The sequence below is a fragment of the Okeania sp. SIO2B3 genome, from assembly GCF_010672525.1.
Taxonomy (GTDB): domain Bacteria; phylum Cyanobacteriota; class Cyanobacteriia; order Cyanobacteriales; family Microcoleaceae; genus Okeania.
In genome coordinates this window covers 2,437-23,818 of the sequence record NZ_JAAHGH010000019.1, presented here as the reverse complement: position 1 = coordinate 23,818, position 21,382 = coordinate 2,437, and the positions used below count along the sequence as shown (strand labels likewise).

3 protein-coding genes (1 of these 3 cut by a window edge) are annotated in these 21,382 nt (G+C 38.5%); all 3 read right to left on the bottom strand.

Annotated elements, in window-relative coordinates; translation table 11 throughout:
- On the bottom strand, positions 1-2,328 hold part of the coding region annotated (locus tag F6K15_RS16460) for a non-ribosomal peptide synthetase (RefSeq protein ID WP_293062493.1) (this coding region is incomplete at its 3' end). The annotated region extends 6,000 nt beyond the left edge of the window; 2,328 of 8,328 annotated nt are visible.
- The gene (locus F6K15_RS16455; RefSeq protein ID WP_293062491.1) at positions 2,325-6,995 is read right to left on the bottom strand and encodes a non-ribosomal peptide synthetase; all 4,671 of its coding nucleotides are present in this window, start codon (positions 6,993-6,995) and stop codon (positions 2,325-2,327) included. The genes F6K15_RS16460 and F6K15_RS16455, both read right to left, overlap by 4 nt.
- The gene (locus tag F6K15_RS16450; protein ID WP_293062489.1) at positions 6,992-21,382 is read right to left on the bottom strand and encodes a type I polyketide synthase; all 14,391 of its coding nucleotides are present in this window, start codon (positions 21,380-21,382) and stop codon (positions 6,992-6,994) included. Before F6K15_RS16450 ends, F6K15_RS16455 begins: the two co-directional genes overlap by 4 nt.

Here is a 21,382-nt window from a genome sequence, read left to right as displayed (position 1 = left end):
AATCGTTATTTTCTCTGAGACTAGCCAATCTCTCAGTGCTTCTGGAGACAGACGAGTTTCCGAGTTGACTAAGTGTAAGCAAGCACCTGCACTCAGGTAAGGCCATATTTCCCAGACAGAGGCATCAAAGGCTACTTCAGCTATTTGAGATGCTCTGTCTGAAAACTTGACTTCAAAAGTACGTTGATGCCAGAAAACTAGATTTAACAATCCTTGATGGGGAATACTTACTCCCTTTGGTTGACCTGTGGAACCTGAAGTATAGATAACGTAAGCTAACTCAGTAGCTGTTACTTGATTTACTAAATTTTGCCTACTATGTTGATTAATAATCTCTTCATCTGTATCCAAACAAATTATTTGAGTTGCTGTTTTTGTGAGATTATTTAGCCATTTTTCTTGAGTCAATAGTATGGATATTTGGGAGTCAGAGATTATGTAATTAAGCCGCGATCGAGGATAACTGGGGTCTAGTGGTACATAAACTCCTCCAGCTTTAAGTATGGCTAATATTCCTACGAGCATCTCTACTGAACGCTCTACACAGATACCCACTAGCACTTCTGCTTTGACTCCCAATGAGTGCAAATAATGTGCTAGTTGATTCGCTTTGTTGTTTAACTGAGAGTAAGTAAGCTTTTGTTCTTCAAATATTACTGCTATTGCATCAGGGTTTTGTTCCGCCTGAGTTTCAAATAACTCATGGATACATTTGTCAGTAGGGTAATCTGTTTTCGTTTCATTCCACGCCACCAACAACTGCTGCTGTTCTGATGCACTCATTATCGGCAGTAAACTAATTGGTTGTTCTGGAGTTTCAATAGCTGCAGATAACAAATTTTGATAATGTGACAGCATCCTGCTAATGGTTTCAGCAGCAAACAAGTCCCGGTTATAGGCACATAATCCTTTAATTTCTTCACCTTCCTGCCATAGGTACAATTCCAAGTCCATCCGCACAGTCATTTCCGCTCCAACCTCTTGATACCAAGCAACTTCTAAGTTTGGTAGACTAAAGGATGGATTTGCTACTTCACTCTGCTGAAGGTCAAAGGATACCCGGAACAAGGGATTATGAGAAAGAGAACGTTCTGGTTGCAACTCGGCTACCAGTTTCTCAAAGGGTACATCTTGATGAGCATAAGCTTCTAGAGATGTTTGTCTCACTCTTTTTAATACTTCTGTGAAACTTGGTTCCCCTCCCAGTTCTGTGTACATGACTAAAGCGTTAACAAAAAAACCGATTAACCCTTCTATTTCACTACGTTTGCGGTTGGCTATGGGTACACCTACAGCAATACTATCTTGACCACTGTAACGATGCAGTAATACTTTAAACCCTGCTAACAGGGTCATAAATAGAGTTGCTCCTTGTTGTTGGCTGACTTGTTTTAGTTTTGATGTTAGTGCTGCTGATATCTTGATGGGTATACTTGTGCCATTAAAGGTTTCGACTGCAGGTCGGGGATAGTCTGTAGGCAGTTGTAGTTGGGGTAATTCTTTGAGCTTTTGCTTCCAGTATTCTAATTCTGTTTGTAGGGTAGTATCTTGTAGATATTCCTGCTGCCAGACAGCAAAATCAGCATATTGTATAGGTAATTCTGGTAATGAGGATGGTTGATGTTTTACTGCTGCTGTGTAATGAGCTGATAGTTCCTGAGCAAATACTGTTAGGGACCAACCATCAGTGGCAATATGATGTAGTGTGACTTGGAGTATATGTTCTTTTGCTCCTAGTTGCAGCAGCAGAACTCTAATAGGTGGGTCAACTTCTAAATTAAACCGTTTTTCATTTTCTGTTTGCAGACACTGTTGCAGTTGTCTAGTTTGCTGGGGTTTGGCTAACCCACTCAGGTCTTGTTGAGGTAGTTCTAATTCAAAGGGGGGTCTAATTACTTGTACAGGTGTACCATTAATTTCCGCAAAGTTAGTTCTGAGGGTTTCATGGCGAGCAACAATTTCATTGAGACTTTTTTGTAGGGCAACAAGGTCTAATTGACCCACTAAATGTAAGGTCAAAGGCATATTGTAAGCATTGCCACTCAACCCTGTTTTTTCAATAAACCAGAGCCTTTGTTGGGAGAATGATAATGGTAACTGTGTGTCCCTTGGAATCGGTTTTATGGAGCTAGCTATAGATTGCTGGGTTGTCTGTGCTTCTCCCAGCAATTCTAAAATTTCTGCTTTACGCTCTGCAATTTCTTGACGTAGCACTGATGTTAAAACCCCAGGAGCAGCATTACAGCGAAGCTTTCCTCCATCAATAGCAAATTTTACACCTAGACTACGAAGATAAGATAAGAATTCAACTGTTTCAGTAAGTTTCAAAATACCACCTCCTCACTATCAATTTCTGAGTTTTGTAAATCTTGTTCAGCCCATTGAATGGTTTCAATATATTCTGCTAATTTAGCTACCACTGGTAATTCAAATAGAATCCTTAAAGGTAATTCTACCCCAAAAACCTGTGGTATTCGAGCCAGAACTTTAGTAGCCATCAAAGAATGTCCCCCCAAATCAAAAAAGTTGTCATGTATTCCCACTTTTTCTATGCCCAATACCTGCCCCCATATTTGCGCTAACCCCTTCTGGGTTTTCGTCTCTGGTGCTACAAACTCTGTTGACACACTACTACTGCTGACATCTACTGCTGCTAATGCCTTTCTGTCTACCTTTCCATTGGCCGTCAATGGCATTTCTGACAACACCACATACCCTGAAGGTAGCATATATTCTGGCAACCTCTCCGACAGATACTCCTTCCACTTTGGTATCAGTCCTTTCGAGATCTCATAACCTAAAGGATTATTTCCATAATTCTGCCAGTTTACCTCAATCACTGATTTTTGAGTTAGTGGTGTTAACACTATCCCCTCTGCTGCTAATGCTCTTCGCACAAACACTGCATCCATTTTCCCTTTGACTCCAGACCCTGACCAACACAACTCTAAAGCATATCCCATTTCCTCGCTTAGTTTATATAACTCTTCTGGGTCTATTCCTTTGACTGGTTGCGACTCTAATTTTTGTCTTAACTGTTGCACATTTTCTTTTTTCTCGGCTTTTGACAATAATTCTACTGCTGCTACATCTTTCTCTATTCTCTTATTCACTAATTGACTCCACCCTATTGCTTCGGGTTTCTCCTCTGTTAGCTTCTGTTCTATCTCTGCTACTGACATCCCTTCTCCATTCTCTATTCCTACTTCTATTACTTCTTTGTCTTTCCCTTCTGCTTTTTTATGCAGCACTACACTATATCTATATTTAGATAGTTCATTGTGTTCGCTTCCCCTCTGTAAACGTATCTGTACATGGCTGATTTCTTCTTTTTCTTCTTTTAGGGCTACAAATAATTCTGGTGATACTAACAGTTCCATTTCCTGTTGCATCACTCGCTCTAGCTGTTGCTTGATTTTTTCTGCTGATACTGATGGGGTGGCTTGATACATTTGTACTGATGTGTGAAATTCTTTTCTTAATTCTAAGTTCCTTACATCCCATAGGATTATTACTCCTCCTGGTTTGACTCTTTTTAGACTTTCTTCTATTACTTGCAATAAATACTCTACACTGGGAAAGTATTGTACTATCGAATTTAGTAAGACTACGTCTACACTGTTTTCGGCTACACCTTCGAGGGCTTCTGCTTGTTTTTGAGCTAGGGTTACATGATTATATTTTTCTGGTTCAAGCTCTATTTGTTTTTGAATATATTCTAGTGATACTTTTGATATGTCTGTGCCATAATATGATTTGGTTTTTGGTGCAATACCCAGTAATAACATTCCTGTTTTACATCCTATTTCACATACTGTTTCTGGTTTGGACTTTAATACTTGAGTTACTATATCTGCTGCCCATTCTTCCATTTGTTCTACTGGTATGGCTTGGTTGTTATAACTACTTTGCCATCCTGATATGTTGAATTTTGGGTCTTTGATTTCACTTGCTTTTATTTCTTGGGGTTGATTGAAGATCTCTGACCAACTTTTGAGTTGGGTTTCTATTAGCTTTTGTTTTTCAGCAACGCTTGTTTCTGTTTTGGGTACTACATATGCTAATAGACGTTTTTCTCCTGGTTTTTCTTCTTTGGCTACTACTACTGCTTCAGTTATTTTGCTATTTTCATTGAGTAATGCTTCTATTTCTCCTGTTTCTATCCTAAATCCTCGGATTTTTACTTGATTGTCTATTCTCCCTAAGTATTCTATTTCTCCTGTGGGTAAGTATCTGGCTTGGTCTCCTGTTTTGTAGATTCTGGCGTTTTTTTCTTCACTACAGGGGTGGGGTATGAATTTTTCTGCTGTTAGTTTTTCTTGGTTTCGGTAGCCTCGTGCTAATCCTGCTCCTCCTATGTGCAGTTCTCCTGCTACTCCTATTGCTACTGGTTGTTGGTTTTTGTCTAGGATGTACATTTGAGTGTTGTTTATGGGTTGCCCTATTGATTTTATTGATGAGTTGTTGTTAATTTTTTTGATTGATGACCAGATTGTTGTTTCTGTTGGTCCGTACATATTCCAGATTTCGGCTCCTGTTTGTTGGAGGGACTTCCCTAGTTTTTCTGAGATTGCTTCTCCTCCACACAGGATTTTCATTTTTTTTCCTCTCCCTGACCATCCGGCATTGATTAACATTTGCCAGGTTGCTGGTGTTCCTTGCATGATTGTTGCTTCTGATTTTTCTATGGCTTTTAATAGTTTTCGCCCGTCTTTTGCTGTTTCTTTTGTGACTATTTCTACTGTTGCTCCTGCGATTAATGGCAGGTATAGTTCTAATCCTGCTATGTCAAAACTTATTGTTGTTACTGCTAGTAGTTTTTCTGATGGTTCTATCCCTGGTGAGTCCTCCATTGATTTCAGGAAGTTTGTGAGTGAGCGGTGTTCTATTTCTACTCCTTTGGGTTTTCCTGTTGAGCCTGATGTATAGATTACATAGGCTAGATGATTGGGGTGGACTTGGCTTTGGATGTTGTTTGTTTGATTTTTATACTCTATTTCTATTTCTTGGTCTATGGTGATGATTTTTTGTTGCTTGAATAGTTCTTTTCCTAGTTTTTCTGTGATTTGGCTTGTTGTTACTAATAGTTCTACTTGGGAGTCGGCTAGCATATAGTTGATTCTCTGTGCTGGGTAGTTGGGGTCTATTGGTACATATGCTCCTCCTGCTTTGAGTATTCCTAATAAACCGATTACCATTTCTATTGAACGTTCTATGCTTATTCCTACTAGCACTTCTGCTTTTACTCCTAAGGAGCGCAGTTTCTGTGCTAGTTGGTTGGCTTTTTGGTTGAGCCCTGAGTATGTTAGTTTTTGCTCTTCAAATATTATTGCTGTTGATTGGGGTTGTTGTTGTACTATTTTTTCAAATAGTTCATGGATACATTTGTCTGGGGTGGCGCTTTGGGTTTGGTTCCAGGTAACTAATAACTGCTGTGTTTCTTTGGGGTTCATTATTGGCAGTTGATAGATTGGTTGCTCTGGTGTCTCTACTGCTGCTGATAATATGTTTTCGTAATGTGATAGCATCCTACTTATTGTTTCTGCCTCAAATAAGTCTCGGTTGTAGGCGCAGAATGCTTTTATATTCTCTCCTTCTGGCCATAAATGTAATTCTAGGTCCATTCGTACTGTCATCTCCACTTCTTCCACTGGAGATAAAATCATCTCTAAATTCGGCAGACTAAAACTTGATACAAATGAATTCGTTTGATGGACAGCAAACATTACTTGAAATAGAGGGTGATGCTGCAAAGAACGTTGTGGTTGTAATTCTTCTACCAATTTTTCAAAAGGTATGTCTTGGTGAGCATAAGCCTCTAGCGCTGTCTGTCGTACTTTGTTTAATACTTCTAAAAAACTTGCTTCCCCTTCAATTTCTGTGTACATGACCAGGGAGTTAACAAAAAAACCAATTAACCCTTCTATTTCTCTACGGTTACGGTTAGCTATAGGAGACCCCACTGTAATACCCTGTTGACCACTGTAACGATACAGTAATACTTTAAACCCAGCTAACAGAGTTATGAACATAGTAAAACCATGCTGTTGGCTGAGTCTGTTCAATTTTGCCGTTAGTGCTGCTGATAAGCTAAAGGTTTTTTCCCCACCTCGAAAAGTTTCTTTGGCAGGTCTGGAATAGTCTGTAGGCAGTTGCAGTTGTTGTAGTTCCTTAAGTTTTTCCTTCCAGTAATCTATTTGTCTCTGGATCGTCGTTCCTTGCAACCACTGCCGTTGCCATACTGCAAAATCTACATACTGCACTGGCAATTCAGGCAGTTGGGAAGGTTTACCTGTAACTACCCCTTGGTAAAAAGCCGCAAGTTCTTGAGCAAATATTCCTACTGACCAGCCATCTGTGGCAATGTGATGTAACATAACTAGCAGGATATGCTCCTTTTCTCCCAACTTGAACAATTTCCCTCGTATTGGTGGTTCTTGTTCGAGATTAAACAGTTGCTGATTTTCCTGTTGGAGTAACTGTTGGAGTTGATTTTTTTGTTGAGATGATGTTAACCCACTCAAGTCTACTTCTGGAAGTTCTAATTCAAATGGAGATTGGATTACCTGTACAGGTGTATCGTTTATTTCCTTAAATGTAGTTCTGAGAGTTTCGTGACGAATAATAAGCTGGTTAAGGCTCTGCTGTAAAGCTATTGGCTGTAGTTTACCTTTTAAATGTAGTGTCAATGGTACGTTATAAGCATGGCTTAGAATACCAAGTTTTTCTTGCAACCATAATCGTTGTTGAGCAAACGATAATGGCTGATAATTACCATTTCTTTCAATTGGCTTAATTGGGGGTTGCTTAATGTTTTTCTCTTGATTAGACCTCTCCAAAAAATTGATAATCTCTTGCTTATACTCAGTTAACTGAGTGCGTATATCTGATGTCAAAACTCCCTCTGGAGCTTTACAGCGCAAGCGTCCATCCTCAAGCCATAATTTGACATCTCGATTAGCCAACTCTGATAAAAACTTTTCTAATGTTTTCACAGTTCGATTTCCTCCCAGTTTTCTTGCTCATTAGAAACATTTTGTAGTTGTTCAGCTAAAGATAAATTACCATTGCCCAGATCATCAATGGAACTACTTAATTGATCTACAGTCGGACTTTCAAACAATCTACTTAAAGGCAACTCCACGTTAAAAGTTTCTCGCACCCGGGACACTACTTGAGTCATCTTCAGGGAATCACCTTTTAACTCAAAAAAGTTGTCGTGGACACCCACACTAGATATTCCCAGTACCTCCTGGAATATAAGTACAAGTTGACGCTCTGTCTCATTCCTGGGTTTCGTTCGTTGACCAACTCCACTACCCATCAACTGACTTCGGTCAATTTCTCCAGTCTCAGTCAGAGGTATTTGTTCGAGTTGCACCCACTGACAATGAGTGGACAAACCAAAGCGATCGGGTACAAACCACTTTGATAATTGTATCTTATTATTGTTCGTTGTCAAGTATCCCGTTAATTGTTGTAAACTATCACATTCCCCTCCATAATCTTGAATTAGATGTTTACTACCATCCAAACCGACCAGTAAATTATTTTCACCATGATACAAAGCTGCTAACAGAGAATACATTCCTTGTAATGGCGAAATACTATAGAAACCCTTAGCTTGACTCAATTCCTTCATCTGATAACCATGACTCATACCTGTTTCATCCCACATACTCCATGCCAAACAATAGCTGCGCAGATTACTATGAGTTTTTTGGTAATTACAGAAAGCCATTTGAAAACTATTAGCTGCTGCATAAGCACCCACACTCATCCCCCCAAAGAAACCATTCACTGATGCAAAATGAATAAACAAACCATCCGCATTATCTTTCAATAATTGATGTAACACCCAACTTCCTAGAACTTTCGGGCGCAACACTCTGGCCACACTTTCTTGAGTTTCTGTCAATAGCAGTTGCTCATGGAAAACTCCTGCTAAATGAATTACTCCATCTAATTTTCTTCCCCATTCTGATACCGCCTCTTTTACTACCTGTTGTAACTGCTCTAAATTACAAATATCTACTGCTTCATAAGTGACTGTACCCAATTCCTGCAACTGTTGATATGCCGACATTTTGTCTGAATTTGATGCCGATAGAGGTGTTCTACCTACTAATATTAGTTTGGCCTGATAATTCTCTAACAGATATTTGGCAATTTCTCTACCTATTCCTCCTAAACCCCCACTCAGTAGATAAATACCACCTTGTTGAAAAGGTAATTTTTGTTGAGGTGTTGATGGCAGATTTACTGTTTCTATACCAGAGACTAAGCGTTTTCCTTCTCGATATGCTATTTCTAATTCTGGGGAAACATTACACAATTCTTGCCAAATATAACTGCTATTTATTTCGATATCAGCAATCGATAAATCAAGGTGACGACAGCTTAACCACGGCATTTCTTGGGGAATAGTTTTAAGTAACCCTAATACCGTAGCTTTTTCACAAGCTATTTTGTCTGTTTCTAGTATTAATTGACTGTAACTGCTGACATATAATAACTGTACCTGATGTTGTCTACCTTGAAATTCTTCTACGGTTTTAATTAAATTAAATAAACTAAAAAATCCCTGATAACTTAACTTTTCTATGCTTTCTATTTCTACTATTTTTTCCGTATATTCCTGATATTCAAACAGGTTAATTATCCTTATTATTGGTAATTTTATAGCGGTTATTGATTCCAGTAATTGTTGATAATGTTGTGGATTATCTGGTGCAATAAAATAGTGATTATCATTGATTTTTTTGAACTCTGAACTTGCCTCAATTTTCAGACAATATCGATCATTTTGCTGTAATTTATCCCACAACAAATTACCTAATCCTAAACCATCTACAAAAATAAGAGTAATGCCTGTATCAGTCGGATATTTACCAAATATTACTTCTTTCTGTCGCCAAACTGAGCGATAAAACCATCTTGGGATTGTGTTATTATTTTTTTGTAATATATCAACTCGCTTCTGGATAGACTGAAACTCACCAGCTTCAAAACGTTGTTTTAATTGTGTACGCTGAATTTTCCCTATAGCTGTTTTAGGAATTTTTTCTGGCTCTACAGGGATAAGATAATCTGGATTAATACCAATAGATTTTACTACAACTGAGCGAATTTCTTGGAGCAGCTCTATCAAATCATTATCTTCTGTTTTTTGAGTGCTGAAAAATATAGCTAATTTGTCTGTATCTTGTTGATACTCTCGAATAGCACAAGCTGCGGTATAAGAAACTTCTATTCCTGCTAATTCTTCGACAACCGCTTCTATTTCATGACTGTAATAATTCAAACCGTTGATAATAATAACATCTTTTTGTCGTCCAGTAATTGTTAATTGCCCAGCTTTGAGAAATCCTAAATCTCCTGTATTAAACCAGCCATCTTTTGTAAAAGCTTCCTTTGTTGCCACTGGATTTTGATAATAACCAGACGTTACTGATACTCCTTGTATTTGTACACTGCCAATTTCACTTTCTCTTACCAATTGGTCTTGATTATCTACAATTCTGATTTTTGTTCCCGGTGTAGGAGCACCTACTTCCACAAATTTTTGCTCATTTGTTGTTGACTCCAATAAAAAGTTATGAGAGTATGCGACCCCTGAAGATGTCTCCGACATTCCCCAAGCAGGGTGCATTGCTTGAGCTGGTAGATGATAGGGAATCAGTAATTCTAAAAATATTCTGGCGCTTTTGGCAGCGATCGCCTCCCCTCCATTCAGGAGAAATTTGAGGGAAGATAAATTCCATTTTTGCTCTACTGTTTTTCCCTGTTTTGAGAGCTTTTCAATTTGCTCAACAACTAATCCATAAGCAAAATTTGGTGCCCAAGTTATCGTCACTCCATACTCAGAAATCCAATCTAACCACTTCGTAGGTGCTTCCAATACAACTTCTATTGGAGCTTGAATTTGTTGACATCCTAAATAAACATCCCTCAGATGAAACATCACTATTCCTCCCACATGGTCTAGGGGAAACCAGTTTAAGGAAATATCTTCAGATGTAAAGTTGTTCATTTGGGAAGTCGCAGCACTACGACTCAACAAACTGCGATGACTTTGCATCACTGCTTTTGGCATTCCTGTACTACCAGAAGTCAGCAGCAATACGGCTAAATTTTCTGGCTTACTTTTGTACCAATTCCGGTCGGGTTCGCACTTTTGCAAAGTTTCCAGTGTTTCTAGTTTCAAGTCTTCCAAATTCCATCCTTGAAACAATTTCTGAATTTTTGGTGCTAACTGACTATCTGTCAATACCAATGGTTTACCCAATATCTGCCAGCTATTTTGTAATTTACTCAGAGTGGTGTTTGGTTGGTCATAACTACGGGCAATTGATACTGGTACTGGTATAAATCCTCCTAACACACACCCCCAAAACGCCCTGATAAAATCTTGATTTTTGGAGAGTTGAAAAATTACTTTGTCTTGGGGTTGAAGACCAATTTTTCTCAATCCTGCTAAAATCTTTTCTGCGTCTCTAAGTAAGTCTGCATAGGATTGAATTGACTCTAAACCATCAGAGTTAATATAAATCAATCCCCTTTCTGAATCCTGTTGGGCTGCTCTTTGTAGAGCTTCTGCTAGGGTTTGTGGTGCATTATCTGAAAAAATCAACTGACCCCCGTCACTCAATGCTGGTACAGCTACTGTTAACTCTTCTGATGGGGTTCCCTCCTCTACTATCAATGGAACTGCTGCTGTGGTTACTGATGGCTTGACTGTAGTTATGGCTTCAGGAATTAGGTCTAATATATGAAATGGTGGAGATACTTTGCCTTGCTTAGGTCCTACTACTACTGCTGCTTGTTTTATTTGTGGATGCGACTGCAGTTTTTCTTCCCAACTTTCTATTAAGTTGGAGTCTATTACTTCTAAAGACTCTAAAGCTTTTTCGTCTATTTTTCCTGATGCTGTTAGAGGTAATGTTGATACTTGTACATAAGCATCTGGTTGCAGATGGCGACCTGGTAACAGATGTTTTACCTCAGTCCGGAGCAATTCAGGAGATATAGTTTTTGATACTTCTATATAAGCTATTATCTGTTGGTTGCGCACTAATATATAGCAGTCTTTTACTTCAGGATGCGATCGCAAGACAACTTCAATTTCTTGTAGATTAATTCTGTTGCCTTTAACTTTTCTGATTCTCGTGATGTCACCTTTCCATTCTATAAACCCGTTTGACAGTCTACGTCCCCATTGTTGGGTTTTCTGTAACAGACCTAGTTGAGGGTGTTGATAGATATCTCTGGAATCTTGGGCAAGAAGGGATGTAGAAATATATATTTCTCCTTCGACTCCAGGAGGAACCATTTGTTGGTGAGCATCTAGGATATAAATAGGTAAATTATTATGTAACAAATTCGGAGGAATACGGTTGTTTTGATACCCACAAAATTCTAATAATTGTTGTTTTTCTGCTGCTGTTAATAGTGACAGTTGAGCAATTTTTTGTTCTGGATCTGTAATAATAGCTTCTAACAAAGTTTGGAAATGAATCAACCAACGCTCGACCGTAGTATCATCAAATAAATCCAAATTGTAATCTAAATTGAATAACAATTCATTTTCTGTTTCCGTAATATCTAGAACAATATCGTAAGGAACAAACTTTTTAGGAATAGGTATCAACCTAGTTTTCAATCCTGATATATTTGACAAAGCCCAAATTCTGTCTAAGTTAAATAAAGTTGATACCAAAATCGGTCTACTCGGGTCTCTTTCCAGATTAAGTTTAGTTAGTAATTTCGGGAATGGATAATCTTGATTTTGATAATCGTTTAATAAAATACTCCTTGTTCTTATTAAAAATTCTGAGAAGGATAGAGACTCATCAATACTACTCCGAATGGGCAACACATTATTACAATAGCCAATCATATTTTGACTGCCTTCCAAACCACGCCCCCTGGCTGCAGTACCTACTATAATTTCCTCATCACCTGTCAGTTTGCTTAGTAAAATATTATAGGTTGCTAGCAAAGTCATAAACAAAGTACAACCCTTCTGTTTACTAAATGTTTTTATTCCTGCAAAAAAGTTACCATCTAACTTAAGAGTTTGCCTACTACCTCTATAAGTCATTATTGACGGACGTGGGCGATCTGTTGGCAAATTCAGAATAGGAATTGAGGTAGAAAATTTATCTAACCAGTAAGATTCACTTACTGCCATTTCCTCTGTTTTGCTAATGTTGTTTTGCCACTTTACATATTCCCTAAATTGCATCGGTGGCTCTAGTTGACATACTTTTTCTTCACATTCAGCTGCATAAAAAGTTACTATCTCTTTGAGAATTATTTCTGTAGACAAACCATCATTAATAATATGATGAATTCTTAATACTAACCGATGTAATTTTTCTTCTATTTTAAGAATATAACCTCGTAACAGCGGAGGTTGACTCAGATTGAAAGGTTTTTGAATCTCTTCCTCTAACCATTCAGTTATTTTAGATTCGCGATCGCTATCTGACAAACTTGAGAAATCAATCAAGGGAACCTGGATTTTTACCTCCGGTAAAACTTCCTGAAAATCTCCTTCAGAAGATATTTTTGTCCGTAGAGCTTCATGACGTTCTACAATCTTTTTGATTGCTTGCTCCATTGCATTGATATTAAATATTCCCTCCAACTGTAGACACACTTGGTCAATATAAGCTTGTCTACTATTTTCCTCAACTTGGTCTAAAAACCAAAATTGTTTTTGAGCTTCAGTCAGAGGTACAACTACTGGTTCCCCCCTTGGAGTTTCCTGAAATTCAATTGATACATCTCTTACTCGCTCAATTTTTTTGACATCGGTTTCAGTAGTTGACTGATTCTTTTTTTGGAAAAAACCCCCCAGGCGCATTTCTGATACGCTCTGTTTGACAACAGAAATAATATCATCAATATCTTGCTCCGTATGAGCTGTAGAAAGAAAACAAACTCTCCCTTCCCATATATAAAGACCTTTTTTTATTAGATGATGAATCAGTATTTCCACTTCTATTGGTTGAAATATATAGCTCTCATTATCCGATGAAACAAATTGAAATAGAGATGCAAAATATATCAGCTTAAGTGGTAAATCTTCTTGTTGAAAGTAAGTATTTAGTGTTTCTACAAGCTTTAAAGTACGTTGATTGAGATTTTCTTGTAGTGATGCTCCTTCCCTTTGCAAATGCTCCAGCACTGCTTTTGCTGTAGCCATCGCTAAAGGATTTTTGTTGAAAGTACCACCAAAGAATGTCTGTAGTTTCTTAGGATAGGAATCATCTCCGTAGTTCCACTGACCACCATCAAGGCCGTCCATATACTCACCTTTACCAGCAATAATTCCTATTGGTACACCACCACCGACACACTTACCATAGGCAACAATGTCTGCTTCAATATCAAACCAAGCCTGCGCCCCTCCTGGATGAATACGAAAGCCAGTAATTACCTCATCAAAAACTAGAGCAATACCTGCTTGTTTAGTAAACTCTCTTAGTTCCTGAAGAAACTCTTTTGGTTGTAAACTTAGTCGGCGACTTTGTACTGGTTCTACCAAAACAGCAGCTAATTTATGGCCATTAGCTCTAATAATATCTAGAGATTTACTTGCTCCATAATCTAGGACAATAACATCATCAACCATATTTTGCAATACCCCTGGTGATACAGGAACAGCTCTATGATTGTTGTCTAGATTAGTCGGCGCAACGGCTAAAACTCCATCTGAATGACCGTGATAAGAATTAGTAAACATAACAATCTTATCTCGACCCGTAGTTAGACGTGCTAAACGTACTGCTGTCATCATTGCTTCTGTACCGGAGTTACAGAATGCAACTCGCTCCATACCTGTGAGTTGTTGAATTAACTGTGCTACTTCCCCTACAAATTTTGCTTGCGGACCAACTTGTACCCCTTGACTTAACCAATTTTGGATAGCTTCACTGATAAATTGTGGCTTATGACCAAACAGATGTACACCAAATCCCAAGGAGATGTCTATATACTCATTGCCGTCAACATCCCACATCCTAGACCCATTAGCTGATTCTCCAACTATGGGATATCTCATCTCTTTCAGTTCCATTATCCATCTGGCTGTAGCTCTTTTATCAGCGAGGACTGGACGATAACGTTGGGCCGTTTCTTGAGATTTTTGAGTTTTCCTTGTGTAAGTAGTAATAAATTCATCTAAGTAGCTCTGTTGCTGTTTGTTCAAAGCTGCTTTACGTTTGTTCAAGGCTACTTTCCTGGAAGTATTTGTCCCAGATATCTTTTCCTTGATTTTATTTGACTCTGCTTGAGCAATAATCACTGCTTCTTTAGATAAAGCTGTTGATATTTCCCCAGTCTTAGGAACAGTGACAACTTCCGCAAAACCACTTTCACTCAGTAACTGCTCCCACTTGGAGCGACTTAGTAAAGGTGAATCAGGGCGTAAGTCTAAATCATTGAATTTCTGCCATCCACCTAATAACCCAAAGATTAAATCTAACCATCTCTGAGGAGTCGTCTTTTCCCACAACACTAACATTCCCCCTGGTGCTAATAGTTGCTGCACATGGGATAAAGTCTCACTCATAGAAGTAGTTGCATGAAGCACATTAGCAGCAATAATCACATCGTAACTGTGAGACTCAAATCCTTGATTTGTTGGGTTTTTTTCAATATCTAGAGTTTGATAACGTACATAAGAATAATCTCGGAATTTTTCTTTAGCTCTGACATTGAAAAATCCTCCTATATCCGTAAACACATATTCGCTTTGATTGGGATTAAGATGAGGCAGAATATAACTTGTAGTTCCTCCAGTACCTGCACCTATCTCCAAAAATCTGACTCCATGATTTTCTGGTAACTTCTCTATAGCTGTAGCGATCGCCCCTTGAACGATATTATTCATCACCTGAGATGGAGGAGATTCTTGATATAGTTTGGTTGCGGCAGTTAAATCTCCTTCTGGAAAAACCAGTTGCAATGGATTTAATTTACCTTGCAGTACCCCACTCAGTTGGGAAGCACAACGATCGAGTAGGGTAAGTTCAGCTTGAGCATTGGGATATTGACTCAACAACTTCTGACTTTTCTCTTCTGGGTTAGCTCCCTCTAGAGTTTGCACCATTTGCCATTGTTGTTGGGTTGAGTGCAAGATTCCCTCTTCTGCTAGGATTTCTAACAGACGCTTGAACAATCGCTGCTGGTCACTAACTACACCTAAACTTTGGACCACTGATTCTGTAGAAAAACTTTCTCCTGGTTGGTAAGACCAGCCCATTTCTTGTAGTGCCTGCACTATATAATCTACACTTAAATTTTCTAACTCAGTTGGTATTTCCCCGTAACTATCCAAATCTGCCTGAACTATTAATTCTGGAATAATTTTATTGAGTTGCTGTTCAATTTCTACTGGTGTTCTTAAATAATCACTAGGTGATAACTGACCAAAGCTGACTCTTGAAACCTCTTGACTAGGTTGAACAGATGGCTTGGTCAACCCTCGCTTCATTTCTACTTTAGAGGCAGAAGATTCTCTGTCAAATCTCTGATGAGACTGTCCATTGTTCGGGACAGAAATCTGGTTTGTATAGTCGATCTTTCCCTGCAAAACTTCTAACTGCTGGGACATAATCTGGGACATAACCTGGAGTTGCTGCTGCATAATTCTTTCTAGAGCAGTCGAGTCTCCTGGTATTTCTGGCTTAACAGGGGGTGATTCTATTTTATCTTTAACTGTCTGTAATAATGATCTTTCTTCTGGCTGTGATAAAGCCTGCCATTGATCTTGCCTCTCTACAGTATCTTCTCCCAACTCTGGTAATAACTTCTCATCTATGTATTTCGCCAAAGCATCTACTGTTGTTAATTCTTCAAAAAATTGGCGGATTGTGATCTTGATCCCATAATTTTTTTCTATCTTTCTTCCTGCTGCCATCAGAGTTAGTGAATCTGCTCCCATTTCTAATAAGTTATTAGAACTATCTACTTGAGATGGCTCAAATCCTAATTCTTGGGCAATTATCTCACACAATTCTTGTATGATTTTTTCTTGTCGCCTGGATCTTACTGCTGTTTTTTTTCTCCGCATAAAGTCATATTTCTCCTGAATCAATTCTTTTGACTCTATATACTCCTGATTTTCTTCATTCAAGAGATTTTGTGTTTCAGTTAAACCATTTTTTTGAATATCAAGCCAATATCGTTGTTTCTGGAATGGATAAGTGGGTAATGCTACTTTCCTGCCAGCATAGTTTTGTTCAAACCCTGACCAATCCACTTTGATTCCTTGCACATACAACTGCCCCAAGCTCTCTAACATTTGTTGCAATTCTGCTTTTGGTGGGCGTAAGGAAGGAAACCATAGTCCCTCATCCTCTGGCAAACATTGACGACCCATCCCCAGTAGAATCGGTCTAGGTCCAATTTCTATAAATAACTCAGACCCTTCCTGATGCAAAGTTTTCATGCTCTCAGCAAAACGCACTGGCTTTAAGACATGATCTACCCAATACTCAGCCTTAGTTATTTCCAAATCAACTTTTTGGCCATTAACATTAGATATCAGTGGTATCTGAGGTTGACTATAGGTTACTTGTTTAGCTATAACCTCAAATTCGGCCAACATTGGTTCCATCAAATGAGAGTGAAAAGCATGGGATACCTCTAATTTTTTGGTTTTAATTCCGATAGCTTCTAATTTACTACAAATCGCTGCGATAAATTCACTTTTACCAGAAATTACTATACTTTCTGGTCCATTAATGGCTGCTATGACCACTTGGGAATTATAGTTCTCTATAACCTTTGTTACTTGAGATTCTGATGCCATCACAGAAACCATTCCACCACCAGAAGGCAACTGCTGCATTAACCGCCCCCGCATAGCAATTAATTTCAGTCCATCTTCTAAACTGAATACTCCTGCTACTGTTGCTGCTACATATTCGCCCACGCTGTGCCCCATCACTACATTTGGTTTTATTCCCCAAGATTCCCATAACTTGAACAAAGAGTATTCAATAGCAAACAAAGCAGGTTGAGTATAAGCGGTTTGATCTATTAAAGATGAACTTGACTTTTGTACATTTTTAGGATAGAGAATTTCTAAGAGCGAATGTTCTAGATAGGGGCTTAGGATTTGGTCACATTCCTCTAAAGCTTGACGGAATGTCGGCTGAGTTTCATATAGTTTTCTTCCCATATTCACATACTGGGAACCTTGACCTGTAAATAGGAAGGCTAATTTAGGAACGCTACTATCATTGGGTAGTTTTCCTGAAAATACTCCGACGACTTCCTCCCCTGCTTTGTGTTGTAGAAGTTTTTTCCTTAATTCCTGTAGGTTACTAGCAATGACTCCTAGTCGATGATTAAACTGAGCTCGCCCAGTGTTAGCTGTATAACATACATCTGCCAGTTCTAATCCTGGATTGGTTTCCAGATAATTCTGATAACTCCTGACTAAATCTCCCAGAGCTGTTTGAGTTTTCGCTGAAAGCGTTAATAGATGAACGTCCTGTTCTAAATCATCTTCACTTCTGACTTCTGTAGGTACTTCCTCCAGAATAACGTGAGCATTTGTGCCACTGAAACCAAAAGAACTTACCGCTCCTACACAACTGTCTTCTCCATCATATTTTTCCCATGCCTTACCCTCCATCGGAATCATACCAGGAATCCCGGCTAAACTCATATAAGGATTCAGCTCCCTCAAATGTAAATGAGGTGGTATATACTTATTTTGCAGTGACAACACCACCTTAATTAACCCGGCAATACCTGCTGCTGCTTCAGTATGACCAATATTTGTCTTCACTGAACTGATCGTTAAAGGGCGTTCCGAACCACGATTTTCTCCATACACCACTTCCAGAGCCTTAATTTCTACTGGGTCCCCCAAAGAAGTACCCGTACCATGAGCTTCTACATAAGACACTTGATTAGCTGATATTCCCGCTACAGACAAGGCTTTCTGAATCACCGCTTCTTGAGCTGATTGATTTGGTGCAGTCATTCCATTGCTAGCACCATCCTGATTAATTGCTGTACCCCTAACCACTGCTAAAATTGGGTCTCTATCTGCTATGGCCTGTTTCAATGACTTGAGAACTACCACTCCACACCCTTCACTCCGTACATAACCATTGGCTGTAGCATCAAAAGTCTTACAACGTCCATCAGGCGATAACATTCCTGCTTGAGAGAAACTAATACTCAACTCAGGAGACAACAATAAATTCACCCCTGATGCTAGAGCTAATTCACATTCACCATTGCGTATACTTTGACAAGCTAAATGAACAGCACTTAGAGATGATGAACAGGCCGTATCTACTGTTATAGCTGGACCATTTAATTTCAAAAAGTAGGATAATCTTCCCGCACCTATAGCAGTAGAACTACCTGTAGCAAAATAGATGTTTAAATCTTGCTCCTGATTATGTTTGTACTGTAGCTGTTCATAATCATGAAAACCTATACCTACAAATACTCCTGTTTCTGTTCCCGAAAGAGATTTTGGATTAATACCAGCATTTTCTAATGCCTTCCAGTTTTCTTCTAGTAATATACGTTGTTGTGGATCTATATATTTAGCTTCACGGGGCGAAATATGGAAAAACTCTGCATCAAATTTGTCAACTTCGGAAATAAAACCACCATAACGACTGGATATTTTTCCTGGTTGATTTTGATCAGAATTAAAATATTTTTCAATATCCCAACGAGTTGGAGGTACTTCCGTAATTGCATCAATCCCATCACGCAGTAATGACCAATACTTTTGGGGGCTATCGGCATCTCCGGGAAATCGACAAGCCATACCAATAATTGCTATCCCGTTTTCTAATTGAGCAGCCGAAAAACCTGAATCAGTTTTTTCGGCTTTTGACTCTAGTTGTGCGATTTTTGGCAAGAACTCAGAAATATTCTTTTGTTTAGCTGGTGTTTCTCCTTTAAAATAACTAGCGATCGCCTTTGGAGTTCCATATTTAAAGAAGAAGTTCGGCTCGATTTTTACTTCCAGTTTTTTCTCCAATAAATATTTCAGTTCTAACAGTTCCAAAGATTCGATTCCCATTTCCATCAGTGGGCGATCTGAATCAAAAGAGCGTTTCTTATTCATTACTGTCCGAACACAACCAGCCACAACTTCATCTACATCTACATCTATTTCTACTTTTTCCTGCTGATTTTTTTCAACTCCTACACCATCAAAACGTTGACGATTATGGATATCGTATTCTATCAGAACACCATAACCTTTGTTCTCTATATCCTTGGGCCTATAACCAGGAAGAACTTTTTGAATTTTTGCCCCATGTATCTGATGAAAGCGCAATATCTGGTCTACCAGTAGCCCTGAATCATTTTTTTTGTGGATATATTCTGTCATTGGCATTGGGAAATAGTCTGGATAATTACGACAACGAGTTACTCCCACAACCCTTTCCACACCACCCATCACAGCACAATACTGAAGCATCCATTCCAGTAATTGGTCCCCTAACCCTTGGTTTTGCAACTCTGGCAAAATATTTGTAGCTAGTAATTGTATCACTACTCCTGATTCAGTATGTAATGATGGCACTTCTACAAAAGTTCTATTCTCCAAAACTTCAGTCTGAACAATCTTTTGAGAATAAATAGCTCCAACAATCTTTTCCTCAATTTCTAAAATAAATTGCCCTTGTGGAAAATTCAAAATCCGCCTCTGAATTTCTTCACTGTCAACCCGGAGATTTTCTGACCAACACAATTCCTCTAGTACTATTAGCTCTGGTAAATCCTTAATTGTAGGATGGCGCAACTTGTAAGGCTTTTTCTCAAAACAATTTAAGGTGATACGACTAAATGGAAAATTCTGAGGATATCGTTTCGAGAACTCCCACTTGGGGAATAAACCTACTTCAGCAGCACAACTGAGAAACACTTCAGCTTCTACCAAATGTTGACTTGAGAAAGCTTGTAAAGCATCAAAATGCAGGTTATTACTACTGTCTAAAAATTTGTTTACTACTTCTGGTTCTAAACAATGAACTTCCAGAATCATCATCCCATGTTTAGTAACCACAGAAGACCATCTTTCCAGATGTTCTACCAAGCTTTGTATCATAATCTGGGCCGGAATTAAACCGCCGTCTGAATCTACATAAACCCCTGAGTAAGAAAGTTGGCCCCGCCTTTTTGCTGCTTCTAAATTTTTGGGAGGAATAAATGGACGATCGTGGTCTAAAAAGGAGCGAATGTGGAGAATTTTTTCTGGATCGTCAATTCCCTGAGTTCTTAAGTCGGATATCATTTGTTGTGGGTTTCCAATATCCCCCTTCATTAGCAAGTTAGGAATATCTGCTAAAGTTAATGCAGATTCTTGCAACGATGCTTGGTTATAATCTACTCCAATCATCTGCACTGGATATTTGTCTAGCACTTTTCCTCTAGCAGATTTTGTACTAATTACTTGATAAACCCGTTTGAGTAGTGTGCCATCCCCACAACCCATGTCTACAATATAGTTTGGTTGTTCGTAATAGGGTAATTGATTAAAAATACTCAGAATTAATTCGTCTACATCAGCAAAAAACTTCTGGTGTTGAAAACCACTGCTCATTACGTTCAATTTTCGATCGATGTGACTTTCACTTCCTTGTTCGTCTCTACAAAATACTGTTTGACTTTTTCCAAATAATACGTCTGAAATCTGCAACAACATGGGAGTATAGGAAGCGGTAACTCCCGTAATTAGTATTCTCTCTACTATAAATTTACCCAGGGCTGTTAAGTATAATTTATTTTCATCGTCCGTTGATTTTTCATTTTGTTTGTGGACAATGACAGAACTTTTCTCTGCCCATCCTTTCGCTATAAACCATGTTGATAATTCTTTTCGTATTTGAGGACTTACACTAGAGAATAAGGGCTTTTTTTCCTGGTCTACTGCTAATAATTTATGCTTGTGAAGTGCTAGCATTATTGGTATTATTAGAGCCCCATCTAAGAAATCTGCAATTGTTTGATCATTAATATGCCACTGCTGTTGAGAAAGCTCTATCCAATTTTTGAGGACATCAGGCTTTTCTTTTCCTCGTAAGTATGATTCTATGGGTAGGTTGTATAGATCTAATATTTCTTCAGGAATGGACAAGTACCCTTGAGAATTGTCTGTGAGGGAGTATTCTCCAAGTTCATTTTTTGATAGCCAACCTAGGGATTGCATCATTCTTAATGCTACTTGCAGATGACCTGTGTTTGCTCTTAGGGTTTTAGCTATTTGCTGGTGGGTTATTTTTTTTTGTTTGATTAATTCAAATAATCCCTTTTCTCTACAGGCTAAAATTACAGGAATAGATACAAAGCCGTGTTCGTAACGATTAATTAACTCTAGCAT

Excerpts from the sequence above, each read along its gene's own strand:
- F6K15_RS16450 (WP_293062489.1), bottom strand. The coding sequence starts at position 21,382 with ATGCTAGAGTTAATTAATCGTTACGAACACGGCTTTGTATCTATTCCT.